At 73.3% G+C, this 25,963-nt stretch carries 10 protein-coding genes; all 10 read left to right on the forward strand.

What is annotated here, in order from left to right:
• Nucleotides 1-12: 12 nt before the first annotated feature.
• Nucleotides 13-873, forward strand: coding sequence for an NADH-quinone oxidoreductase subunit NuoI (nuoI, locus tag APR03_RS05315; RefSeq protein WP_275977168.1), 861 nt, complete (start codon nt 13-15; stop codon nt 871-873).
• Nucleotides 870-1,670 carry an NADH-quinone oxidoreductase subunit J gene (locus tag APR03_RS05320; protein ID WP_253833426.1) on the forward strand — a complete coding sequence of 267 codons (801 nt, stop codon included), beginning with the start codon at nt 870-872 and terminating at the stop codon, nt 1,668-1,670. The genes nuoI and APR03_RS05320 overlap by 4 nt, the downstream gene beginning before the upstream one ends.
• The gene (gene nuoK, locus APR03_RS05325; RefSeq protein ID WP_253833428.1) at nt 1,670-1,969 is read left to right on the forward strand and encodes an NADH-quinone oxidoreductase subunit NuoK; all 300 of its coding nucleotides are present in this window, start codon (nt 1,670-1,672) and stop codon (nt 1,967-1,969) included. Before APR03_RS05320 ends, nuoK begins: the two co-directional genes overlap by 1 nt.
• Nucleotides 1,970-2,038: 69 nt before the next feature.
• Nucleotides 2,039-3,970 carry an NADH-quinone oxidoreductase subunit L gene (gene nuoL, locus APR03_RS05330; RefSeq protein WP_253833480.1) on the forward strand — a complete coding sequence of 644 codons (1,932 nt, stop codon included), beginning with the start codon at nt 2,039-2,041 and terminating at the stop codon, nt 3,968-3,970.
• An 11-nt stretch (nt 3,971-3,981) separates the two neighbouring features.
• Nucleotides 3,982-5,568 (forward strand): NADH-quinone oxidoreductase subunit M, encoded by a 1,587-nt coding sequence (locus APR03_RS05335; RefSeq protein WP_253833429.1) that lies wholly within the window; start codon nt 3,982-3,984, stop codon nt 5,566-5,568.
• A complete protein-coding gene (gene nuoN, locus APR03_RS05340) occupies nt 5,565-7,322 on the forward strand; it encodes an NADH-quinone oxidoreductase subunit NuoN (protein ID WP_253833432.1) in 1,758 nt (585 codons plus the stop codon). Before APR03_RS05335 ends, nuoN begins: the two co-directional genes overlap by 4 nt.
• Nucleotides 7,319-8,407, forward strand: coding sequence for a polyprenyl synthetase family protein (locus APR03_RS05345; RefSeq protein ID WP_372494764.1), 1,089 nt, complete (start codon nt 7,319-7,321; stop codon nt 8,405-8,407). The genes nuoN and APR03_RS05345 overlap by 4 nt, the downstream gene beginning before the upstream one ends.
• 171 nt (nt 8,408-8,578) lie before the next feature.
• The gene (locus APR03_RS05350; protein WP_253833434.1) at nt 8,579-14,707 is read left to right on the forward strand and encodes an Ig-like domain-containing protein; all 6,129 of its coding nucleotides are present in this window, start codon (nt 8,579-8,581) and stop codon (nt 14,705-14,707) included.
• Nucleotides 14,708-14,810: 103 nt separating this feature from the next.
• Nucleotides 14,811-20,882, forward strand: coding sequence for an Ig-like domain-containing protein (locus tag APR03_RS05355; protein WP_253833436.1), 6,072 nt, complete (start codon nt 14,811-14,813; stop codon nt 20,880-20,882).
• A 179-nt stretch (nt 20,883-21,061) separates the two neighbouring features.
• The coding region (locus tag APR03_RS05360; RefSeq protein WP_253833438.1) for an Ig-like domain-containing protein at nt 21,062-25,963 on the forward strand (4,902 nt) is incomplete at its 3' end.

Here is a 25,963-nt window from a genome sequence, read left to right on the forward strand (position 1 = left end):
GACTACCAGCCCTTGCGGCCCCAGCCGGGGGCGCTCGGAGAGATCTTCGCCCCCGTCGCGGGCTTCGGCGTGACGCTGTCGTCGATGTTCAGGCCCACGGTCACGGAGCAGTACCCGCGCAAGAAGGAGCCGACCCAGCGCCGGTTCCACGGGCGCCACCAGCTCAACCGGTACGCCGACGGGCTGGAGAAGTGCATCGGCTGCGAGCTGTGCGCGTGGGCCTGCCCGGCGGACGCGATCTACGTGGAGGGCGCGTCCAACGCGGACCTGCCCGAGAACGCGGGGCGCCAGGTCAAGGCCGACGACTCCGGCGGGGCCCACATGAGCCCCGGCGAGCGGTACGGGCGCGTCTACCAGATCAACTACCTGCGCTGCATCTTCTGCGGGCTGTGCATCGAGGCGTGCCCCACGCGGGCGCTGACCATGACGAACGACTTCGAGCTGGCCGGGAACTCCCGCGCGGGCATGATCTACGAGAAGCAGGACCTGCTGGCCCCGCTGTCGGAGGGCATGCTCGCGGCCCCGCACCCCATGGTCGAGGGCACCACGGACACCGACTACTACAGCGGCGACGTGCTCGGCCCGACGGCGGCGCAGGTCGCCTGGGTGCGCGAGGCGCGGCCCGACGACGAGACCCTGGACGCCGCCGAGGCGGTCGTCTCGGGCACCGCGCCGGCGCCGACCCCGCGCAAGCACGAGCTGCGCCCGGACGAGGGTCCCGGCGCGGCGGAGCGGTCCGCGGGCGCGGCCGCCGTCGGCTCGGTGCGGGACGACGCGGGCTCGACCACAGGGGCGCGCTCGACGAGCGAGCCCGGCTCCGTCGGCGAGTCGGACCTCACGGGGCTCCCGTCGCGCACGGAGGTGACGGCATGACCCCCGCCGGGCTGGAGATCTCGGGCGGGGAGACCGTCCTGTTCTGGGTGGTCGCGCCGCTGATGGTGCTCGCCGCGCTGGGCCTGCTGTTCGTGCGGCGCGCCGTGCACGCCGCGATGTGCCTCGTGTTCGTCATGGTCAGCATGGCGATCCTGTACATCGCGCAGGAGGCGCCCTTCCTCGGCGTCGTGCAGGTGGTCGTGTACACGGGCGCCGTGATGATGCTGTTCCTGTTCGTGCTGATGCTCGTCGGCGTCGACGCGTCCGACTCGCTCACCGAGACCATCCGCGGTCAGCGCTGGGTGGGTCTGCTCATCGGGCTGGGTCTCGCGCTGGTGCTCGGCGGCGTCGTCGGCCGGGCGGCCTTCCCGCCCGGCGTCGGCCTCGCCGGGGGCGACCCGGGCGGCGTCGCCAACCCGCAGGCGCTGGCGCGCGTGCTGTTCGGCGACTACGTGCTGGCCATGGAGGCCGTGGGCGTGCTGCTCGTGACGGCCGCCGTCGGCGCGCTGGTGCTCACGCACCGGCGCCGGCTCACGCCGAAGCAGAACCAGCGCACGGTCGCGGAGGCCCGCGTCAAGGCGCTGTCGCAGGGCGTCACCCTCACCCCGCTGCCCTCGCCCGGCGTCTACGCCACCTCCAACGCGATGGACACCCCTGCGCTCGGCCCGGACGGTGAGCAGGTCCCGCAGTCGGTGTCGCGCGTGCTGCGCATCCGGGGCCAGGAGCGGCCCGCCCCGCACACCGCCGTCGCGCTGGTGGAGAACCAGGCGGACCGCGGTACCGAGGAGGAGTCCTGATGGACGTCACCAACTACGTGGTGCTGGCCGCCGTGCTGTTCGCCATCGGGGCGACCACCGTGCTGCTGCGCCGCAACGCGATCGTCGTGTTCATGGGCGTCGAGCTCATGCTCAACGCGACCAACCTCGCCTTCGTCACCTTCGCCCGGATGCACGGCGACCTGACGGGCCAGGTGCTCGCCTTCTTCGTCATGGTCGTCGCCGCCGCCGAGGTCGTCGTCGGCCTGGCCATCATCGTGACGATCTTCCGTACCCGGCGCTCGGCCTCGGTCGACGACGTCAACCTGCTCCGTGGGTGAGGCGAAGGTGCAGCGGAACCGCAGACTCACCCACCATGAAGATCCTCTGAGGGGGAGACAGTGAACGACGTGATCGGGCTCGCCCCCTGGCTGGTCGGCTTCCCGCTGATCGGCGCGGCAGTGCTGCTGCTGGGCGGCAGGGCCACCGACCGCTGGGGCCACTGGCTCGGCGTGGCGGCCTCCGCTGCCTCCGCGGTGGTCGCCTTCATCCTGATGTTCCGCATGATCGGTACGCCGCCCGAGGAGCGCGCGGTCGACCACGGCCTGTGGACGTGGTTGTCCGCGGGCGGTCTCGACGTGGACCTCGGCCTCCGGCTGGACCCGCTGTCCCTGACGTTCGTGATGCTCGTGACCTTCGTGGGCACGCTCATCCACGTGTACTCCGTGGCCTACATGGACCACGACGTCGACCGGCGCCGGTTCTTCGCGTACCTCAACCTGTTCGTCGCGGCCATGCTGACGCTGGTGCTCGCCGACTCCTACCTGCTGCTGTTCGTGGGCTGGGAGGGTGTGGGCGTCGCGTCCTACCTGCTCATCGGGTTCTGGGACACCGGACGGCCGTCGGCCCGCGAGAACGCGGTGGCGGCCAAGAAGGCGTTCGTCATGAACCGCGTGGGCGACATGGGGCTCATCGCCGCCATGGCGATCCTCTTCGCGACCGTCGGCAGCGTGAGCTTCGCCGACGTGCTCCCGGCGGCCGGCGGGCTCTCCGAGACGACGGCGACCGCCGTCGGCCTGTGCCTGCTGCTCGCCGCGTGCGGCAAGTCGGCGCAGTTCCCGCTGCAGGCCTGGCTCGGCGACGCGATGGCTGGCCCCACGCCGGTGTCCGCGCTCATCCACGCCGCCACCATGGTCACCGCGGGCGTCTACCTCATGGTGCGCTCGGGCCCGATCCTGGAGGCGGCGCCGACGGCGCAGCTCGTCGTCGTCGTCGTGGGCGCCGTGACCCTGCTGTTCGGCGCGGTCGTCGGTACCGCGAAGGACGACATCAAGAAGGCGCTGGCCGCCTCGACGATGTCCCAGATCGGCTACATGATGCTCGCGGCGGGCCTCGGCCCGGCGGGGTACGCGTTCGCGATCTTCCACCTGCTCACGCACGGCTTCTTCAAGGCGGGCCTGTTCCTCGGGGCGGGCTCGGTGATGCACGCGATGGGCGACCAGACCGACATGCGCCGCTTCGGCGGGCTGTCGCGGTTCCTGCCCATCACCTGGATCACGATGGGCCTCGGGTGGCTCGCGATCCTCGGCATCCCGCCGTTCTCCGGCTTCTGGAGCAAGGACGGGATCATCGAGGCCGCGTTCGTGCCCGTGGACGGGCAGCCGTGGCGGGCGTGGGTGTTCGGTTCCGTCGCCGTGCTCGGCGCCGCGATCACCGCCTTCTACATGACCCGCCTGTTCTTCATGACGTTCGGCGGACGCCGGCCGCGCTGGACCGAGAACCAGCACCCGCACGAGGGCTCCCCGCTGATGTGGTGGCCGCTCGTGTTCCTGGGCGTCGGCTCCGCCGCGCTCGGCGCCGTGCTCGGCATCGGCGGCACGTTCACCACCTGGCTCGAGCCGGTGGTGGGGCACGCCGAGCACCACGAGCCGGTGCTGCCCGTGCCCGCGATCATCACCGTCACGCTCGTGCTGGTGGTGCTCGGCGCGGCCCTCGCGTTCCGCATGTACGCGGTCGCCCTGGTCCCGGAGGAGGCGCCCCGCGGCTCGTTCCTGACCCGGGCCGCCCGCAAGGACCTGTACCAGGACGCCGCCAACGAGACCCTCGTGGTGCTGCCGGCGCACGGCGTGGCCCGCCTGGTGCAGGTGGGCGACCGGGACGTCGTCGACCGTGGATGGGGCGTGCTGCCCCTGGCCGTCTCGTGGTTCGGCGCGATGTTCCGCAAGGCGCAGACCGGGTACGTCCGCTCGTACGCCGCCGGCATGGCGGGCGGTGTCCTCGTGATCGCCGTCGTCGCCTGGCTGGTCATCCAGCTCGGTGGAGGCCTGGGTGGTGCCCAGTGATCGGAGGAGAGATGTTTCCCTGGCTGACCGTGCTCGTCGCATGGCCGCTGGTCGGCGCCGCCGTGGTGGGCCTGAGCGCACTGGTGCGCCGACGCACCGGGCCCGCGGGCGGCGGGACCGGCCTGGCCCGCCCGCTGGCGCTCGTGTTCTCGCTCGTCGAGGTGGGCCTGCTGGTCGGGGCCTTCCTGGCGTTCGACACGGGTGCCGCGGCCGAGCACCAGCTCGCCGAGCAGCACGCCTGGATCCCGCAGATCGGCGCGTCCTACGCGGTGGGCGTCGACGGCGTGGGCCTGCTGCTCGTGGCCCTGTCCGTGGTGCTGGTGCCGCTCGTGCTGCTCGCCGCCTGGCGCGAGCAGGGCCGCGACGAGGTGCGCCTGCGCCGGTTCGTGGCGCTCGTGCTGCTGCTCGAGGCGTTCATGGTGGCCGTGTTCAGCGCGCGTGACGTGTTCCTCTTCTACGTGCTGTTCGAGGCCATGCTGATCCCGGCCTACTTCCTCATCGGCGGGTTCGGCCAGGGCGCCGGACGGCGTCGCGCGGCCGTGAAGTTCCTGATGTTCAGCCTGGGCGGCGGGCTCATCATGCTCGCCGCGGTGATCGCGCTGTACTTCCTCGCGGTCGACGCGGGCGTGGACCCGCGGCAGGCGTTCCTCGTGGGCCAGCTCACCGCGGTGGACCTCGGCACGGTGGCCGAGCGCCTGATGTTCGTCGGGTTCTTCATCGCCTTCGCGATCAAGGCCCCGATGGTCCCGGTGCACAGCTGGCTGCCCGACGTGGCGGGCAACGCCACGCCCGGCACGTCGACCCTCCTGATCTGCGTGCTGGACAAGGTGGGCACCTTCGGGATGCTGACCCTGTGCCTGCCGCTGTTCCCGGAGGCCTCCCGCTGGGCGGCACCGTTCGTGATCGCGCTCGCCGTGGTGTCGGTGCTGTACGGGGCGATCATGGCGATCATGCAGACCGACCTGCTGCGGCTGGTCGGCTGGACCTCGGTGAGCCACTTCGGCTTCATCATCCTGGGCATCTTCACGTTCACGCCGCTGGGCACCGCCGGGTCGAGCTTCATGATGCTCAACCACGGCCTCGCCACCGGCGCGCTGTTCCTCGTGGCCGGGTTCCTCGTGTCCCGCCACCCGGAGCGGTCGCAGAAGATCGCGGCCTACAGCGGGCTGCGGTCGGTGACCCCGGTGCTCGCGGGTACGTTCCTCGTGGCGGGCCTGGCGACGCTGTCGCTGCCCGGCCTGGCCACGTTCGTCAGCGAGATCATGGTGCTGATCGGTGCGTTCGGCGGCTCGCCCGCCGGGTCGGCCGCCTGGGCGATCGCAGCGATCCCCGGCGTGGTGCTCGCGGCCGTCTACGTGCTGCTGACCTATCAGAAGATCTTCACGGGGGCGCCGGCCGCGGGGCTGGAGGCCCTGCCCGACCTGCGGGTGCGTGAGCGCGTCGTCGCCGCGCCGCTCGTGGCCGGCCTCCTGGTGCTCGGTCTGGTGCCGAGCCTTGCCCTGACCTACGTGGACGCGCCCGCCGAGCAGTCGGTGGCCGCCGTCACGGCGGTCGACGAACCGGCGGACGCCGCCGCGCAGATGGGGAGCGACAAGTGACCACGTTCGTGCCGCCCGAGATCGACTGGCTCGCCCTCGCACCGCTCCTGGTGGTGCTGGGCGCGGGTGTCGTGGGCATCCTCGTCGAGGCCTTCGTGCCCGCGCGCGCCCGCCGCACCACCCAGATCGTGCTGACGCTGGCCGCGCTGGCCGGCGGGTTCGCCGTCGTCGCGGTGCTGTGGCCGCAGATCGTGGCGCAGCCGGTGCAGGTGCTGGGCGGCAGCGTGACCCTCACGCCGTTCGCGCTCGGCACGCAGGGCCTGGTCGCCGCGCTCGCCTTCCTGGGCGTGCTCGTCGTGGCGGACCGCACCAGCACCGGGCAGGACGCGTTCGCGCCGTCCGCCTCCGCGGTGCCCGGCACGTCGTACGAGGACCTGGCGCGCCGCTCGGGGCTGGAGCAGACCGAGATCTACCCGCTGCTGCTGTTCGCGGCCGGCGGCATGATGCTCTTCGCGTCCACGGACGACCTGATCGTCATGTTCATCGCGCTCGAGGTGCTCTCGCTCCCGCTGTACGTGCTCTGCGCGACGGCGCGCCGGCGCCGGCTCCTGTCCCAGGAGGCCGCGGCCAAGTACTTCCTGCTCGGCGCGTTCGCCTCGGCGCTGTTCATCTTCGGCGTGGCGCTGATCTACGGGTTCGCCGGCACGGTGCGCCTGCTGGTGATCGCCCAGCGGGTGCAGCAGGGCGGACTGCCGCTGGAGGGCATGACCGTGCTGCTGGTGGCGGGCGTGCTGCTCGTGACGGTGGGCCTGCTGTTCAAGGTGGGCGCGGTGCCGTTCCACGCCTGGACGCCCGACGTGTACACGGGGGCGCCCACACCGATCACCGGCTTCATGGCCGCGTGCACCAAGGTGGCGGCCGTGGCGGCGCTCGTCGTGGTGCTGTACCGGATCACGATCGGTGTGGGGGCGGTCAGCCCGGAGACCATGCAGCAGCTCCAGGCCGTGATCGTCGTCGTCGCCGTGCTGACCATGGCGGTCGGCACGGTCGTCGGCTCCGTCCAGTCCGACGTCAAGCGCCTGCTGGCCTACTCGTCGATCGCGCACGCGGGCTTCCTGCTCGTGGGCGTCGCGGGCTTCCGGCCGGAGGTGCAGGCCTCGACGCTGTTCTACCTGCTGGCCTACGGCGTCGCCACGATCGGCGCGTTCGGCGTGGTGACGCTGGTGCGCGAGCGCCGGGTCGGGGCCACCTCGGGCGAGGACAACGGCCCGGTCGAGGACGACGGCGTGGTGCTCGGCGAGGCCACGGAGATCGCGCAGTGGGCCGGCCTGGGCCGCAAGGCGCCGTGGCTCACCGCCGCGTTCGCGCTGTTCCTCCTGTCCATGGCGGGCATCCCGCTCACCGCCGGGTTCATCGCCAAGTTCGGGGCGTTCAGCGGCGCGACGAACGGCGGTCTGTGGTGGCTCGCGGTGCTGGGCGTGCTCGCGTCGGTGGTCGCCGTCGCGTTCTACCTGCGGCTGCTCGTGGTCATGGTGTTCCGCCGGGCGGACGACGAGACCGTCCCGGAGCGGGTGCCGGACGCGGAGGACCTCGGCGAGGGTGCGGGGGCCTCCGGCGCCCCGGCCGGCGTCGGGACTGCGACACTGGTCACGCCGCAGGTCACGGCCTCGCAGCAGGTCGCGGTGACGGTGGTGCGCTCTCGCGGGCCGGCCGCCGTGGCCATCGCGGTGTGCGCGGTCGTCACAGTGATTCTCGGCGTTTTCCCGTCCCCGGTTCTCGGTCTGGTGGAACAGGCAAGTAAGTTCGTGCCGTGACCTCCGCACCGCTGCCGCCCCGGACGACGTCGGGCACGCCCACGACGTCGTCCCCGGCCGGCTCGTCGAACCCGCCCGACCCGACCGCGCTCGGGCTGCCGATCACCGACCCCGAGCTGGCGTCCCGCCTGGCGGACCGGCTGACGGTGGTCGACGAGGCGCTGCTGGAGGCCGTCGCCAGCGCGGACAAGCTGGCCGACGGCGCCTCCCGGCACCTCATCGACGCGGGCGGCAAGCGGTTCCGGCCGCTGCTGACGCTGCTGACGGGCGAGCTCGGCGACGGTGCGGCGCCCGGCGTCGTCGACGCGGCGGTGGTCGTGGAGCTGACGCAGGTGGCCTCGCTGTACCACGACGACGTCATGGACTCCGCGCCCATGCGGCGCGGGGCGCCCGCGGCCCACATGGTGTGGGGCAACTCCGTGGCGATCCTCGTGGGCGACATGCTGTTCGCCCGCGCCTCCGCGCGGGTGGCCGAGCTCGGTCCGGAGGCGGTGATCCTGCAGTCCCGGACGTTCGAGCGCATGTGCCTGGGCCAGCTCCACGAGACCATGGGGCCGGACGACGGCGCGGACCGGGTGGACCACTACCTCCAGGTGCTGTCCGACAAGACGGCGTCGCTGCTGTCGACGTCGGCCCGGCTGGGGGCGATGCTCGCCGGGGCGCCGGCGGAGCAGATCGAGGCCGTGGGCGCCTACGGCGAGAAGGTGGGCGTGGCCTTCCAGCTCGCCGACGACGTGCTCGACGTCGCCTCGTCGGGCGAGACGTCGGGCAAGACGCCGGGCACGGACCTGCGCGAGCACGTGCCGACCATGCCGGTGCTGCTGCTGCGGCAGCGGGTCGAGTCGGACGCGGCGACGGACGAGGACCGGGACCTGCTGGCCGCGCTGGACGGCGACCTGTCCTCCGACGAGGCGCTGACCGCCGTGGTGGAGCGGCTGCGTGCGCACGACGTGCTGGCGGAGACCCGGGAGCAGGCCGTGCGCTGGGCGCGCGCCGCGGCCGCGGAGCTGGCGCCGCTGCCGGACGGCCCGGTGAAGGACTCGCTGGAGCAGTTCGCCCAGGTCCTGGCCGACCGCGCGGTCTGAGCGGGCGCGGCGCGTCGCGGGCGGGCTCCGGCGCGCCGCGGCCGGACCTCCTCTTCGAGACCGAGGTTGCTTCGCTGTGCCGGCTCGCAGAGCGAAGCAACCTCGGTCTCGAAGGTGAGGAGGGCCGGGGCCGGGGCGCGTGGCTAGGATGCTGGTCGGTACCAGGGGGGCGTGGTGGCGGACGCGGTCGAGGAGCGGTTCAGGTTCACTGCCGGCTTCGTCGTGTCCTGGGCGCTGGTCGTCCTGTTCACCGGGGCCCTGATCGCCCTCGCGCTCGCACAGGACGGCGAGGCGACGGCGGAGGTCGACCTCGACGACTCCGGCGTCTGGGTGACCCAGACCGAGTCGGGGCGGCTGGGCCGGTTCAACGACCAGGCCCGCGCCCTCGACAGCACGCTGCTCGCCGGGTCCTCGACGTTCGACGTGCAGCAGCAGGAGTACCGCGTGCTCCTGACCGACGACGGCGCGTCGACGGCGAGCCCCGTCGACCCCGCCCAGCTCACGCTCGCCGGTCCCGTGCGTGCCCCGCGCGGCGCGCAGCTCGCGTCCGGCGGCCGCACCACGGCGATCCTCGACCCCGAGGACGGGCGCCTGTGGGTGCTGCCGTTCGACGGCGTCACGGCCTTCGACGAGGCGGAGCTGGAGCCGACGGCGGAGGTCGGCCCCGGCGGGCGCCTCGTGGTGGCCACCGACGGCACGGTGTTCGTCGCCGTCGCGCGCGAGGGGACGCTGTACCGCGTGGCGACGGGTGGGCAGGGTGCGCCGGGCGAGATGACCGAGAGCGACCTGCCCGTCGCGGACGACGCCGAGCTGGAGGTCACGGCGGTCGGCGACGAGCCGGTGGTGCTGGACCGGACGGCGTCCGCGCTCGTGCTGCCCGACGGCGAGGTCGTGGAGATCGCCGGGGGTGCCGAGGCCCGGCTGCAGCAGCCGTCCCCCGAGGCACGGTCCGTCATGGTCGGCACGACCACCGGGCTGGTCGCCCAGCCGCTGGGCGGCGGGGAGGCGACCACCCGGGCGGCCGAGGGCATCCCGGCGGCCCCGGTCCAGGTGGGGGCCTGCACGTTCGGCGCCTGGTCGGGCAGCGGGCAGGTGGTCCGGGACTGCCCGGGAGCCGACCGTGACGTCGACGAGTACCTGGAGGGTGCCGACGGCGAGCTGGCCTACCGCGTCAACCGCTCGGTCGTGGTGCTCAACGACGTGGCGGACGGCACGCTGTGGATGGCCGCGGAGGACTTCGAGAAGGTCGACGACTGGGACCTCACGATGCCCCAGGACGCGACCGGCGAGCAGACCGAGACCGAGTCGACGACGCCCGAGCTCGTCGACCAGGTCGTGGCCGACCGGGACGAGCCGAACCGCGCACCGACGCCGAAGGACGACGACCTCGGCGTCCGCCCGGGCCGCACGACCGTGCTGAACGTGCTGGGCAACGACACCGACCCGGACGGCGACGTGATGACCGTGGCGGTGGCCCGGCCGCCGTCGGCGGCGAGCGGCGTGACCGTGCACCGTGTGCTCGACGGGCTGGCGCTCCAGGCGGACGTGCCCGAGGATGCGTCGGGTTCGGTGGCGTTCACCTACACGGTCGACGACGGCCGGGGCGGCACCGCGGACGCCACCGTGCGGCTGCGGGTGGCTCCGCCCGGCGAGAGCGCGCCGCCCGAGCCCGACGGCGAGCCGGTGCTGCGGGTGGCGCAGGGCGGGTCGGCCACCGTCAAGGTGCTGCCGTACTGGCGCGACCCGGACGGCGACGACCTCGTGCTGTCGAGCGTGGCGACCACCGACCCCGCGGACCGGACGCGGTTCCGCCCGGACGGCACGGTCGAGTTCCGCGACGGCGGCGGCACGGTGGGCCGCAAGCTCGTCGACCTCACGGTCGCGGACAGCACCGGCCAGGTGGGCGAGGGCCGGCTCCTGGTCGACGTGGTCGCGGCGCAGGAGCCACCGGTCGCGGTGGGCGACCACGTCGCGGTCACCGCGGGCCGGCCCGTGACGGTGCACCCCCTGGTGAACGACACCGACCCCAACGGCGACAGGCTGCGGCTGGTCGACGTGGCGGAACAGGCCCCGGCCACGATCACACCCCACTTCGCGGCGGGCTCGTTCCGGTTCGTGTCCGACGAGCCGGGCAGCTACGACCTGGCCTACCGGGTCAGCGACGGCCCGGACGCGGCCCTCGGTCTGGTGCGGGTGGACGTGCTGCCACCGCCGGAGAGCGGCGGCTCGCCCGTCACGGTGACCGACACGGTGCTGCTGCCGGCCGGCGGGTCGGCGCTCGTCGACGTCGTGGCGAACGACACCGACCCGGCCGGTGGCGTGCTCGTGGTGCAGTCCGTGACGGTGCCCGACGACGCCCCGGTCACCGCGGCCGTGCTCGACCACCACGTGCTGCGGGTGGCCGAGGCCCGGCGGCCGGACGGGCCCGTCACGCTGGAATACACGGTGGCGAACGGCACCGGCACCGCCGTCGGCCAGGTGCGCGTGGTGCCCGTGCCCGCCGCGACGTCGCCGCGCCCGCCGACGGCCGAGCCGGACGACGCGACCGTGCACGCGGGCGACGTCGTGACCGTCCCGGTGCTCCGGAACGACAGCCACCCCGACGGCCTGGAGCTCACGCTCGCCGAGGAGCTCGTGGAGCTGCCGGAGGACGGCGAGGCCTTCGTGTCCCAGGACACGGTGCGGTTCAAGGCCGGACCGGAGCAGAGCGGCACGGTCCACCTGGTCTACGAGGTGGCGGACCCGGGCGGGCAGCGGGACTCGGCCCAGGTGACGGTGACGGTCGTGGACGACGACGAGAACGTCGCGCCCCAGCCGCCCGAGGTCACGGCACGGGTGCTGGCCGGAGCGACCACGCGCATCGTCCTGCCCCTGGACGGCAGCGACCCCGACGGCGACCACGTCCGGCTCGACGCGGTCGCGTCGGCGCCCCGCGCCGGCACCGTGGACGTCGTGGACGGCGCCCTGGAGTACGAGGCGGCCGCGACGGCCTCCGGTGAGGACCGGTTCACGTACTCCGTCGTCGACACGCGGGGCGCGACCGCCGTCGGCACGGTGCGCGTGGGCGTGGCCCGCCCGCCCCAGGTCAACCAGCCGCCCCTGGCGGTGGACGACGAGCTGTCTGTGCGGCCCGGCCGCACCGTGGGCGTGGACGCGCTCGCGAACGACTCCGACCCGAACGGCGACCAGGTGGGCCTGGTGCCGCGCTCGTTCGAGGGCGCGCCGGAGCTGTCGCCCGAGGTCGCGGACGACCTCGTCGTGGTCACGGCCCCCGAGGACGAGGGCACCCACACGTTCTACTACGGCATCGAGGACACGTTCGCGGCCCGGGCCACGGGCGCGGTCACGGTCGACGTCGCGCGGGACGCGCCGCTCCTGCGCCCGGTCGCGCGGGACGACGCCGTCGCCCCGGAGGACGTCACGTCGTCCACCGTGACGGTCGACGTCACCGGCAACGACTCCGACCCGGACGGGCTCGCCGCCGACCTCGTGGTCACGGTGCCGGGCGCGGGCCCCGACGGCGCCACCGTGTCGGACGACGGCGAGGTGGTGGTGCCGCTGACCGCGCGGCCGCAGGTCGTCACCTACGAGGTGACCGACCCGGACGGCCTCACGGCGAAGGCGTTCCTGCGGGTGCCGCGCGACGGCACGCCGCCGCGGCTGCGCGAGGGCCTCGCCCCGGTCGAGGTCACGGCGGGCGTACCGGCCGAGCTGGACCTCGCCGACTACGTGGTGGTGGCGCAGGGCCGCACGCCCCGGATCACCGACGAGGCCGAGGTGGCGGCGACCGAGGGCGACCACGAGGTGACCGGGCCCACGCGGGTCGCCTACACCGCGCACCGGGACTACTCCGGTCCGGCCGCGCTGACGTTCGAGGTGACCGACGGCGCCGGCGTCGACGACCCGGACGGCCGCACGGCGGTGCTCTCCCTGCCGCTGCAGGTGCTGCCGGGGGCGAACGAGGCGCCCGAGATCGCCGGCACGCCCCGGGTCGAGGCCGCGGCGGGCGAGGAGACCGCGCTCGACCTGTCCCGGTTCGTGACCGACCCCGACGGGGACCCGCTCACCGTGACGGCCGGGCCCGGCGGGGACGGGCTCAGCCTGGCCACCACGGGGACGACGGTGCGGGTCACCGTGGCCCCGGACGTGCCGAAGGGCACCAGCGCCTCCGTGGGGTTCACCGTCTCCGACGGGAACCATCCGCCGGTCTCCGGGCAGCTCGGCGTCACGGTCGTCGCCTCGACCCGCCCGCTCGCGCGAGCCACCACCGACGAGGTCCCGGACGGGCACCAGGGCGAGACGACGACGGTGGACGTGCTGGCCAACGACGTCAACCCGTTCCCGGAGGAGCCGCTCCGGCTGGTCGCTGCCCACCTGGAGTCCGGACGGGCCGCCGTCGAGGCCGCGGGCGACCGCGTGCGCGTCACGCCGCCGGCCGACTTCCACGGCGTGGCCGTGGTGCGCTACCGGGTGGCGGACGCGACCGGTGACCCGACGCGCGAGGTCGAGGGCGTCGCGCGCGTCACGGTGCTCGGCGCGCCCGAGACGCCGCGGCCGCCAGCCGTCGAGGAGGTGCGCTCCCGGACCGTGGTGCTGAGCTGGGACCCGCCGCCGGACAACGGTGCCCCGATCACGGAGTACCGCGTGCGCTCCGGGGCGGGCCGGACGACCACGTGCCCCACCACCACCTGCACGGTCACGGGCCTGACGAACGACCAGGCCTACACGTTCACCGTGGCGGCGCGGAACGAGGTGGGCACGTCGGGGGAGTCGGGCCCCTCCGAGGAGGCCCGGCCCGACGAGAAGCCGGACCGTCCCGCGCCGCCCACGCTGAGCTTCGGCGACGAGCGCCTCACCGTGACGTGGAAGAACCGCTCCTACACCGACCGGTCGCCCATCGAGTGCGTGAACCTGGAGATCAGCCCGGCGCCGCCGGCGGGCGGGATCCAGAAGACGTGCCTGGACGGTACGAGCACGGTGTGGGACGGGCTGGCGAACGGCACGGCCTACACGGTGCGCGTGCAGGCGCGGAACGCGGCACCCGACCCCTCCGACTGGTCGGACGCGTCGGCGCCGCAGACGCCGGCGGCGCCGCCCGCCCGCCCGGCCGCGCCGCGCGCGACCCGGGTCGACACCGCGGTGGGCGGGCAGGTCACGGTGCGCTGGACGGCGCCCGCGACGAACGGGGCGCCGGTCATCGAGTACACGCTGAGCATCTACCGGGACGGCGAGCCCGCCGGGACCCGGGTCGTCAGCGGCACGTCCCAGAAGCTGCAGGGGCTGGACCCGCGGTCGGGCTACCAGTTCGCGGTGGCCGCACGGAACAAGGCGGGCACGTCCCCCACGGGCCCGCGGTCGGCGGTGCTGGAGCCGTACGGGACCCCGGCGGTCCCCGGCCCGCCCAGGGCCGCGCTGATCAGCGGGGACACCAACGGCAAGGCCCGGGTCACCTGGTCGGGGATCACCGACTTCCGCGGCAAGGACCCGTACTACCAGGTGCGGGCGGACGGCTCGGCGACGAAGGACGCCACCGGCTCGCCGACCACCGTCGGCGGCCTCGCCAACGGCCAGGACCACACGTTCGAGGTGCGTGCCTGCAACGCGCACACGTGCTCGGCCTGGACGGCGCGCTCGAACGCCGTCAACCCGTACACGGTGCCCGGCGCCCCGCCGATCGACTGGTTCCAGGACCTCGGCGACGACGGCAACTTCCGCATCTGGGCGGCCCCGAGCAACGGCGGGCGCCGGGTCGACCGCATCGAGTTCCGGCTCAGCGGCGACGCGACGCGCGAGGGCATGCGCGAGAACCTCTCCGACGCCTGGCAGAACGGCGACCACTTCTACCAGGTGAACGTGCCCACGGGGGCGAACAAGAGCTACACGGTGCGCGCGCGGCTGTGCAACGCCGCCGGGTGCGGGGAGTGGGCGCGCAAAAGCGGGAGCACGGGGGACACGGACAGCGGCCGGACCCTCACGTCCTACAAGGGGGCGAGCGCCGTGGGGTTCACGAACGACGACGGCACCACCTGCACCCGGTCCACGTGCGCCTACCTCGGCCTGCGGCTGCGCGGTGCGCAGCCGAACCTCGACTTCGGCGCCGCCTGCTCGGCGGCAGGTGAGCGGTTCGCGCCGACTGCCGGAGGGAACCTGGCCTTCGAGACGACCCGCGACGGCAGGAAGCTCCGCACGGATGCGGACGGGAGCTTCACGGGTGAGCTGCCCTGCGCCTGGGGGACCCCGGGTGTCGAGGTCTACGTCTACTCGTACAACTGGGGCACGGCGACGCCGGTGGTCTGGTGAACGGCGGTCTCGCCCGCCGGCCGTCCCGGACGGGCTCACTGGTTGTCACAGGCGACCGATAGGCTTCCGCCACCGCTGTATGACGACGAGTTGGGGAAGACCTGTGCCTGGACTGAACGTGTCGCCGCGCTCGGCGGTGTCCGCAGGGGTGGTGGCGCTGTTCACCGGGACGCTCGTGCTCCTCGCCGTGCTGCAGCAGGGGGAGGCCACGGCGGAGGTCGACCTGGACGACTCCGGCGTGTGGGTCACCAAGACGTCGGCCGGTCTGCTGGGCCGGTTCAACAACGAGGCGCAGGCCCTGGACGGCACGCTCCTGGCCGGTTCCTCGACGTTCGACGTGCAGCAGGCGGCCTACCGCGTGCTCATGACGGATCCGGGCGCCGCGACCGCGAACCCGGTGGACCCGGCACAGCTCGCCCTCGACGGCACGATGACGGTGCCGGCGGGCGCGGTCGTGGCCTCGGGGGGTGCCACGACGGCGGTGCTCGACCCGGACGACGGCCGGCTGTGGGTGCTGCCGTTCGAGGGCGCGGCGCAGTTCAGCGAAGCGGACCTGGACCCGACGGCGGAGCTCGCGCCGGGCGCCCGGCTCGCCGTCGCGACGGACGGCACGGTGTTCGCCGCCGTCCCCGCGCAGGGGCGGCTGGTGACGGTGCACACCGGTGCGGCGGGTGCGCCGGGCGAGGTGGACGAGTCCGAGCTGCGCGTCAGCAAGGGCGCCGAGGTCGAGGTGACCGCCGTCGGCGACCGGCCGGTGGTGCTGGACCGGACGGCCTCCACGCTGGTGCTGCCCGGCGGTGACGTCGTGGACGTGGCCGGGGGCGCCGAGGCGCGGCTGCAGCAGCCGTCGGCGAGGGCGGACGACGTCGTCGTCGCGACGCCGAAGGGCCTGGTGACCCAGCCGCTCGGCGGCGGGGACGCGACCACGCGCCGCGGCGAGGGCACGCCGGCGGCGCCCGTGCAGCTGGGCGGCTGCACGTACGGGGCCTGGTCGGGCACGGGTCTGGTGGTGCGGGACTGCCCGGGCACCGACCGGGACGTGGACCAGCGGCTGGAGGGCGCCGAGGGCGAGCTCGCCTACCGCGTGAACCGCAAGGTCATCGTGCTGAACGACGTGGCCGACGGCACCCTGTGGATGGCGGCGGACGACTTCGAGAAGGTCGACGACTGGGACCTCAAGATGCCCGAGGAGGCGGAGGGCGAGAAGGTCGAGTCGGAGACCACGACGCCCGAGATGGTGGACCAGTTCCTGGCCGAGCGCGACAAGCCGAACCGGCCGCCGCAGGCGAAGGACGACGCGATGGGCGTGCGGCCGGGCCGGACCACCGTGCTCGACGTGCTGGGCAACGACCTGGACCCGGACGGCGACGTGATGACCGCCGCCGTGAAGACGGGCCCGGCGGCGGACGTCAGGGTCGCCCGCGTGCTCGACGGCGCCGCCCTGCAGGCCGACGTCCCCGCGACCGCGTCGGGCACCGTGAGCTTCGACTACACGGTCGACGACGGCCGCGGCGGCACCGCCGAGGCCACGGTGCGCCTGCGGGTCGTGCCCCTCAGCGAGAACGCCCCGCCGGAGCCGAAGGGCGAGCCCGTGCTGCGCGTGGCCCAGGGCGGCGACGCGACCATCAAGGTGCTGCCGTTCTGGCGCGACCCGGACGGCGACGACCTGGTGCTGTCGAGCGCCACGACGGCCGACCCGACCGACGAGGTGCGGTTCCGGCCGGACGGCACGGTCGAGTTCCGGGACGGGGGTGCGACCACGGGCCGCAAGATCGTGGACCTGACGGTGTCGGACAGCCTGGACCAGGTGGGCGAGGGCCGGCTGCTGGTGGACGTCATCGCGACGCAGGAGCCGCCCGTCGCCGTCGCCGACCACGTGTCGGTGCTGGCCGGGAACCCGGTGACGGTGAACCCGCTGCGCAACGACACCGACCCGAACGGCGACCGCCTCCGGCTGGTGGGCGTCTCGGAGCAGGCACCGGCGACGATCACCGAGAACTACGCGGCCGGCACGTTCCGCTTCGTGAGCCAGGAGCCCGGCAGCTACGACATCACCTACCAGGTCAGCGACGGCCCGGACTCGACCATGGGACTCGTGCGGATCGACGTGCTGCCGCCGCCGGACGAGGCCGGCCCGCCGGTGGTCGTGGCCGACACCGTGCTGCTCCCGGCCGGTGGCTCGGCGCTCGTCGACGTGCTGGCGAACGACACCGACCCGGCGGGCGGCGTCCTGGTGGCGTCGTCGGTCGAGGCGGACCCGGGCGTGACCGCCGTCGTGCTCGACCACCACGTGCTGCGGGTGGCCGAGACGGAGCGGCTCGACCAGCCCGTGACGCTGCGGTACACCGCGTCGAACGGCACGCAGACAGCGGTCGGCGAGGTGCGGGTGGTGCCGATCGCGGCGCCGACCGAGCTGCGTCCCCCGGAGGCGGCACCGGACGAGGCGACCGTGCACACCGGTGACATCGTGACCGTCCCGGTGCTGCGGAACGACGCCCACCCGGACGGGCTGGAGCTCACCCTCGCACCCGACCTGGTCGAGGAGCCCGAGACGGGCGAGGCCTTCGTCTCCGAGGACACGGTGCGGTTCCGGGCGGGCTCCGAGGCCGGGACGGCGCACCTGGTCTACGAGGTGCGCGACAGCAACGGTCAGAAGGACTCGGCGCAGGTCACGATCAACGTGACCGACACGCTGGAGAACGCGGCGCCGCAGCCGCCGGACACGACGGCACGCGTGCTCGCCGGCGCGGTGACGCGCATCCCGCTGCCGCTCGACGGCAGCGACCCGGACGGTGACTACGTGACGCTCGACGGGCTGTCGGCGCCGCCGTCGAAGGGCACCGTGCGCCTGGTGGACGGCTTCCTCGAGTACGAGGCGTCGCGCGACGCGGCGGGGGCCGACGAGTTCCGGTACTCCGTGACGGACACGCGCGGTGCCACCGCCGAGGGCACCGTCGCGGTCGGCGTCGCCCGGCCGCCGGGCACCAACCAGCCGCCCACGGCGGGCGACGACGAGACGCTCGTGCGGCCCGGCCGCGACGTCGCGGTGGACGCGCTCGCCAACGACTCTGACCCCGACGGCGACCAGGTGGGCCTGGTGCCGAAGTCGTTCGAGGGTGCCGACGCCCTGGACCCGCGGGTGGTCGACGACATGGTCGTGGTCACCACGCCGGACGACGAGGGCACCCATACCTTCTACTACGGCATCGAGGACACCTACGCCGCGCGGGCGACGGGCTCGGTGACGGTCGAGGTGGCCGACGACGCGCCCCTGCTGCGGCCGGTGGCCCGCGACGACGTGGTGCCGCCCGCCGACGTCACGTCGGACACGGTCACCGTGGACGTGCTGCGCAACGACACCGACCCGGACGGCGTGGCCGCGGACCTGGAGGTCGCGGTGCCGGGCGCCGACGGCGAGACGCCCGAGGGCGTCACGCTGGGCGAGGACGGCGACGTGACGGTGGCTCTCGGTGAGGAGCCGCGGGTGCTCACCTACACCGTGACCGACCTGGACGGCCTGGAAGCCAAGGCGTTCCTGCGCGTACCGCGTGACGGCTCGCTGCCGCACCTGCGCCAGCCGGTCGAGGCGCTGCGCACGTTCGCGGGGGAGACCCTCGAGATCGACATCGCCGAGCACGTGCTCGTGGCCGAGGGCCACGAGCCGCGGTTCACGGTGGAGGAGAAGGTCACGGCTGTCGAGGGCACCCGCGAGGTGACGGGGCCGACGACGCTCACCTACACCTCGGACGAGGACTACGTGGGCCGGGCGGCGGTCACGTTCGAGGTGACCGACGGTGACGGTCCGGACGACCCCGAAGGGCGCACGGCCGTGCTCACGCTGCCCATCGACGTGCGCGCGAGCCGCAACCAGCCGCCGGAGATCCGCGGCACCGCCCTGCTGGAGGTCGCCGCGGGCGAGGAGTCGGCGCTGGACCTGTCGCGCGTCGTGGTCGACCCCGAGGGCGACCCGCTGACCGTCGAGGTCACGGGCTCGGCCGACGGCCTCACGTTCGGCACCCAGGGCGCGACCGTGCTCGCCCAGGCACAGGCCTCCGTGCCCAAGGGCACCCGCGTCACCGTGCCGTTCACGGTGTCGGACGGCGGCCACCCGCCCGTCGCGGGCGAGCTCGCCGTCAGCGTGGTGGCCTCGACGCGCCCCCTGGCGCGGGCCAACCCGGACGAGGTGACCGACGCGCACCAGGGCGAGGAGACCCCGGTGGACGTCCTGGCCAACGACGCCAACCCCTTCCCGGAGGAGCCGCTCACCGTGGTCGGCGCGGCCGTCGAGACGGGGCAGGGCTACGCGGAGCCGTCGGGCTCCGGCGTCGTGGTGACGCCGGCGGAGACCTTCGTGGGCACGATGGTGGTGCGCTACCGCGTGGCGGACGCGACGGACGACCCCGACCGGGAGGTCGAGGGCACCGTCCGGCTGACGGTGCTGGGCCGGCCGGACGCGCCGCGCGCACCCCGGGTCGAGGAGGTGCGGTCCGGCACGGTGGTGCTGTCCTGGGACGCGCCCTCGGACAACGGCGCGGAGATCACGGGGTACACCGCGCGCACCGGGCAGGGCGGCTCGACCGACTGCCCGTCCACGACCTGCACGGTCACGGGACTGAAGAACGACGTGGTCTACAACTTCACCGTCACGGCCACCAACGAGGTGGGGGAGTCCGACCCGTCGGCCCCCTCCGAGGACGCCCGGCCGGACGAGAAGCCGGACAAGCCGGAGCCGCCGACGCTGACGTTCGGCGACTCCTCGCTCACCGTCGCGTGGGAGAACCGGGCCTACACGGACCGGTCGCCCATCGAGTGCGTCAACCTGGAGATCAGCCCGGCCCCGGCGGACGGCGTGATCCAGAAGTCCTGTGTCACCGGCACGAGCACCGTCTGGGACGGCCTGGCCAACGGCACGGCCTACACCGTCGTCGTGCAGGCCGTGAACGCGGCGCCCGACCCGTCGGACTGGAGCGACGCGTCCGCGCCGGAGGTGCCGGCCGCGCCGCCCGCGCAGCCCGCCGCGCCGAGCGCCCAGCGGGTCGACAACGCGCTCGGCGGCCAGATCACGGTCTCGTGGACCGAGCCGGCGAACAACGGTGACGCGGTCGCGCGCTACCACCTCGACGTCTTCGAGAACGGCGCGAAGAAGGAGACCCAGCCCGTCACGGGCACGTCGCGCGTGGTGTCGGGTCTGTCGCCCGAGGCGTCCTACACGTTCGCCGTGGCCGCGGAGAACAAGGCCGGCACGTCGCCCGTCAGCGACCGGTCGCCCGAGCAGGTGCCGTACGGCCAGCCGACCGTGCCGGGCACGCCCACGGCCGAGCTCGGCAGCACCACGAGCGGGCAGGCCGTCGTGCGGTGGAGCGGCATCGCGTCGGACGACTTCCGAGGGCCCGCGCACCGGTACGAGGTGCAGGGCAACGGCGTCGCCGCGCGCACCGCATCCTCGCCGTACACCGTCACGGGCCTGTCCAACGGCACGGAGTACCGCTTCCAGGTGCGGGCGTGCAACCAGTACACGTGCTCGGCCTGGACGGCGAGCTCCAACGCCGTGACCCCGTACACGACGCCGGGGGCGCCGGGCGTGTCCTGGGCCCTGCGGTCCTCGTCGGAGGGCCGGTTCACGGTCTCGCCCCCGGGCAGCAACGGCGGCCGTGCCGTGCAGTCGATGCGCTACCGCGTCAACGGCGGCGGCTGGCAGAACCTCGGGGCGTCGGGCGGCACGGTCGACGTCGGGCCGGCGCACAGCACGAGCTACAGCCTCGAGGCGCAGGCCTGCAACGTCGCCGGGTGCGGCGCGTCGGGCACGGGCAGCGGACGTACCAACCCGAACCCGGCCAACCGCAGCTTCACGATCTCGAAGGGTGCGGACGCCTCGGGCTCGTCGGGCTGCCGGCAGGGTGCGGCGTGCCGCTGGATCAACATGAGCATCACCGGCTGGGAGCCGAACACGGCGTTCACGATGCGCTGCCTGTCGACCGAGCACAACTCGGCCGGGCAGGTGTACTTCCCGCGGTGGGAGCAGGGCCAGTGGTGGGGCCAGGCGTGGGGTGTGCCGCTGCGCACCGACGCCAACGGGAACTGGTCGGGCCAGTCGGACTGCATGCACGGCTACACGGGTGAGTACACGTGGGTGGAGACGCAGCAGCTGGGGGAGTCCAACCACCTGCTCTGGTGACCTTTTCGATGCCGCTTATCAGATATACCCATACAATCTGCGCGAGCGGCATGGGTAGTCCTCCCCAACGAAAGTCCGGGACGATTCACCCACTACCCCGGTAGGGTGCTTCCGTCGCGCCTGTGTGTCGTCCGGGCGGGCTGTCGTCGGGGAAATGAATGAATTATCAAGGAGGACGCATGAGCTTTGTCTCGCGCGTGATGGAGAACCGCCGGTCGATGGCGTCAATTGGTGCGGTGACCCTGTTCGGCGTGGGACTGGTCGGTTTCGCGCTCCTCTACGAGGGCGAGGCGACGGCCGATGTCGAGCTCAACGACTCGGGCGTGTGGGTGACGCAGACGGCGTCCGGCAAGCTCGGCCGGTTCAACTACGAGGCCAAGGCGCTGGACGGCACGCTGCTGGCGAACTCGACGAGCTTCGACGTGGAGCAGGACGCGCAGCGGGTGCTGCTGAGCAGCCTGGGCGACTCCTCCGCGAGCCCGGTGAACCCCGCCCTGCTCTCGCTGGAATCGACGATGAAGTTCCCCGCCGGCGCGAAGGTGGCGGCGGGGGCGGCCACGACCGCCGTGTACGACCCCGAGACCGGCAACGCGTGGGTGCTGCCGTTCGACTCGGCCAGCTTCGACGAGAAGAAGATGAAGCCGACCGTCAAGGCCGGGCCGGGCGGTGCGCTCACCGTGTCCCAGGACGGGACCGTGTTCCTGGCGGTGCCCGCCGACGGCACGCTCTACACCGTGCCCACGAGCTCCCAGGGCGTCCCCGAGGACGTCGAGGAGTCGGAGCTGCCGGTGGGGCAGAGCGCCGAGGTGCAGGTCTCCGCCGTGGGGGACGAGCCTGTGGTGCTGGACCAGAAGAGCGCGAAGCTCGTGCTGCCCGGCGGCGACGTGGTCGCCGTCGACGGCGCGCAGGCCATGCTGCAGCAGCCGTCGGCGGACTCCGACGTGGTGGTCGTGGCGACGGCGTCCGGCCTGGTGTCGCAGCCGCTGGGCGGTGGCGACGCCACGCGGCGCACGGCGTCCGGCAACCCGTCGGCGCCCGTGCAGCTCGGCGACTGCGTCTACGGTGCCTGGTCGCAGTCCGGCCAGGTGGTGCGTGACTGCCCCGGGCCGGACAACGACGTCGACGAGGTCCTGGAGGGCGTGGACCCCGCCGCGACGCTGGTCTACCGCGTGAACCGCAACCTGATCGTCCTCAACGACGTGGCCGACGGCACCCTGTGGATGGCGGCCGACGACTTCCAGAAGGTCGATGACTGGGACCTCAAGATGCCCGAGGACGCCGAGGGTGAGAAGACGGAGTCCGAGGAGACGACGCCCGAGCAGGTGGACCAGCTCGTGGCCGACCGGAGCAGGCCGAACCGCGCGCCGAAGCCCAAGGACGACGTGATCGGCGTGCGTCCGGGCCGCACCACGGTGCTGAACGTGCTGGGCAACGACGTGGACCCCGACGGTGACGTGATGACGGTGTCCGTCGACGGCAAGGTCACGGGCGACGCCACGGTGGACCGGGTGCTCGACGGCGCCGCGCTGCAGGCGGACGTGCCGGCCGACGCGACCGGCAGCACCACGTTCAAGTACCAGGTCGACGACGGCCGCGAGGGCGGGACGGCCTACGCGTCGGTCACGGTGAAGGTGGTGCCCCTGGAGGAGAACCACGCTCCCGTGCAGCCCGGCCAGCCGGTGCTCCGCGTGGGCCAGGGCGGGCTCGGCACCATCAAGGTGCTGCCGTACTTCAGGGACCCGGACGGGGACGACCTGTTCCTCTCGAACGCGTCCACGGCGGACCCGCTGGACGAGGTGCGGTTCCGCCCGGACGGCACCATCGAGTTCCGCGACGGTGGCACGACCGTGGGCCGCAAGATCGTGGACGTGACCGTGTCGGACGCGCAGAACCTGCCCGTCGAGGGCACGCTCCAGATCGACGTGATCGCGAGCAACGTGGAGCCCGTGGCGGTACAGGACCACGTGACGGTGCTCGCGGGTGAGCCGGTCACGGTGGAGCCGCTGAGGAACGACTACGACCCCAACGGCGACAAGCTGCGCCTGACGAGCGTCACCGAGCAGCAGAAGGCCGAGATCACCACGAACGCGACGGCGGGCACGTTCAAGTTCGTGAGCGACGAGCCCGGCTCCTACGACGTGACCTACCAGGTGACCGACGGCCCCAAGCCGGTGACCGGCCTGGTCCGCGTGGACGTGGTGACCCCGCCCGAGCAGGGTGGCGTGCCGGTGGCGGTCTCCGACCAGGTGCTGCTGCCCACGGGCGGCACCGCCCTGGTGGACGTGCTGGCCAACGACACCGACCCGGCCGGCGGCGTGCTCGTGGTCCAGGGCGTGGAGACGCCGGACGACTCCCCGGTCAAGGTGGCGGTGCTCAACCACCAGGTGCTCAAGGTCTCCGAGATCAAGCGCCTCAGCGGTCCGGTGACCATCGACTACACGGTGGGCAACGGCAGCGGCACCACCTCCGGCCAGGTCCGGGTGGTACCGATCCCGGCGCCGGCGGCGCTGCGGCCGCCGGAGGCGGGACCGGACACGGCCACGGTGCACACCGGCGACGTGGTGACCATCCCGGTGCTGAAGAACGACACCCACCCCGACGGCCTGGAGCTGCGCGTCAACGACGAGCTGCAGGAGTCCCCGCCGGCGAGCGCGGGCGAGGCCTTCGTCTCGCAGGACACGGTGCGGTTCCGCGCCGGGGACGAGGCCGGGACCGTGCACGCGGTCTACGAGGTCGTGGACAGCAACGGCCAGAAGGACTCGGCCCAGGTCACGATCACCGTCGTCGACGAGGACTCCAACACCGCCCCGCAGCTGCCCGACGTCGAGGCCCGCGTGCTGACCGAGGGCGTCGTGCGCATCCCGCTGCCCCTGGACGGCACCGACCCCGACGGCGACCACGTGACCCTGAGCTCGATCTCCGGGGCGCCGAGCAAGGGCACGGCCACCATCGTCGAGGGGTTCATCGACTACAAGGCGTCCGACACCCCGGGCCTGGACACGTTCACCTACCAGGTGACCGACACCCGCGGCGCACCCGCCGAGGGGCTGGTGCGCGTGGGCATCGCGCCCAAGCCGGCGACCAACCAGCCGCCGCAGGCGGAGGACGACGAGACGACGGTCCGGCCCGGCCGCACCGTGGCGATCCAGGCGCTGGAGAACGACTCGGACCCGGACGGTGACCAGATCGGCCTCTTCGCCAAGGGGTTCGAGGGCACCGAGGAGAGCGGCATCAAGCCGAAGGCCGTCGAGGACGACGTCGTGCTCACGGCGCCCGACGACGAGGCCGCGTACTCCTTCTACTACGGTGTCCAGGACACGTTCCAGGCCCGTGCGAGCGGTGCGATCACGGTGGACGTGGACCGGGAGGCCCCGCTGCTGCGACCGGTCGCCACGGACGACGTGGTGACGGCGGACGACGTCCAGGGTTCGTCGAGCGTGACCGTGAACGTGCTGGCCAACGACGTGGACCCGGACGGCGTGGCCGCGGAGCTCGACGTCTCCGTCGCCGAGGGCCTCGAGGGCGTGACCGTGACCGAGGAGAAGCAGCTCGTGATCGAGCTGGGGTCCTCGGCGCAGGTGATCACGTACACCGTGACCGACATGGACGGCCTGGAGGCCAAGGCGTTCGTGCGGGTGCCGGGCGACCAGTCGCGCCCGCACGTCAAGCCGGGCCTGAAGCCGCTCAAGGCCACGACGGGCGAGCCGCTGACCATCGACCTGGCCGACTACGTGGTGGTCCGCGAGGACCGCGAGCCGCGCATCACCGAGGAGAAGACGGTCAAGGCGCTGGAGGGCAGCGTCTCGGTCACCGACGCCGACACGGTCGTGTACACCTCGGCCGCGGACTACGCGGGCGCGGCCTCGGTCACCTTCGAGGTCACCGACGGCTCCGGCCCGGACGACCCCGAGGGCCTGACCGCCGTGCTGACCCTCCTGATCGACGTGACCCCGGCCAAGAACATGCCGCCGAAGATCACGGGCACCGCGGTGCTCGAGGTCGCGGCGGGCGAGGAGGCGACGGTCGACCTGTCCCGGTACGTCAAGGACCCGGACAAGGACGACCTGACCTACGAGGTCGCCCGCGGCGAAGGCGTCACGGCGACCGCGTCGGGCAGCGCCGTCACGGCCCAGGCGGAGCCGTCGGTGCCGAAGGGCACCACCCAGACGATCCCGTTCACGGTGGCCGACGGCTGGAACCCGCCCGTGGAGGCCCAGCTCACGGTGAAGGTGGTGGGCTCGACCCGTCCGCTCATCCAGACCACGCCCGACGAGGTACCGGACGCCCACCAGGGCAGGTCGGTGTCGGTGCCGGTGCTCGAGAACGACACCAACCCGTTCCCCGGCAAGGAGCGGACCCTCACCGGTGCCGTGGTCGAGACGGGTGTGGCCGACGGCGTCACGTTCACCGACTCCGAGGTCGTGGTCACCCCGGGTGCCGAGTTCCACGGCGTCATGATGGTGCGCTACACGGTGCAGGACGCGACGAAGGACCCGGACCGCCAGGTCGACGGCGTGCTCAAGCTGACCGTGCTGGGGCGGCCCGAGGCGCCGCGTGCGCCGCGGGTGGAGGAGGTGCGCTCGGAGACGGTGGTGCTGAGCTGGGACCAGCCGAACAACAACGGCGCGGACATCACCGGCTACACGCTGCGGACCAACACCGGTCAGGAGCACGCCTGCGCGACCACGACGTGCACGTTCGACGGCCTGAAGAACAACGTGAAGTACACCTTCACGGTGGTGGCGACCAACGAGGTGGGCGACTCCGAGCCGTCGCCCCGGTCCCGTGAGGCGCGCCCGGACGAGAAGCCGGACAAGCCCGAGCCGCCGACGCTCGACTTCGACGACAGCGCGCTGATCGTGAGCTGGACCAACCGGAGCTACACGGACCGCTCGCCCATCGAGTGCGTCAACCTGGAGATCAGCCCTGCCCCGACCGACGGCGTGACCCAGAAGACGTGCCAGACCGGTGGCCGGATCACCTGGACCGGGCTGGAGAACGGCACCGCGTACACGGTGAGCGTGCAGGCCAAGAACAAGGCGCCCGACCCGTCCGACTGGAGCGACCCGTCCGCACCGGAG

It is taken from the genome of Promicromonospora thailandica (assembly GCF_024171955.1).
GTDB classification, from domain to species: Bacteria; Actinomycetota; Actinomycetes; order Actinomycetales; family Cellulomonadaceae; genus Promicromonospora; species Promicromonospora thailandica.

What these genes read in the sequence shown, in the direction of transcription:
- APR03_RS05320 (WP_253833426.1), top strand. Translation starts at nt 870, where the DNA reads ATGACCCCCGCCGGGCTGGAGATCTCGGGCGGGGAGACCGTCCTGTTC.
- nuoK (WP_253833428.1), top strand. Translation starts at nt 1,670, where the DNA reads ATGGACGTCACCAACTACGTGGTGCTGGCCGCCGTGCTGTTCGCCATC.
- APR03_RS05335 (WP_253833429.1), top strand. Translation starts at nt 3,982, where the DNA reads ATGTTTCCCTGGCTGACCGTGCTCGTCGCATGGCCGCTGGTCGGCGCC.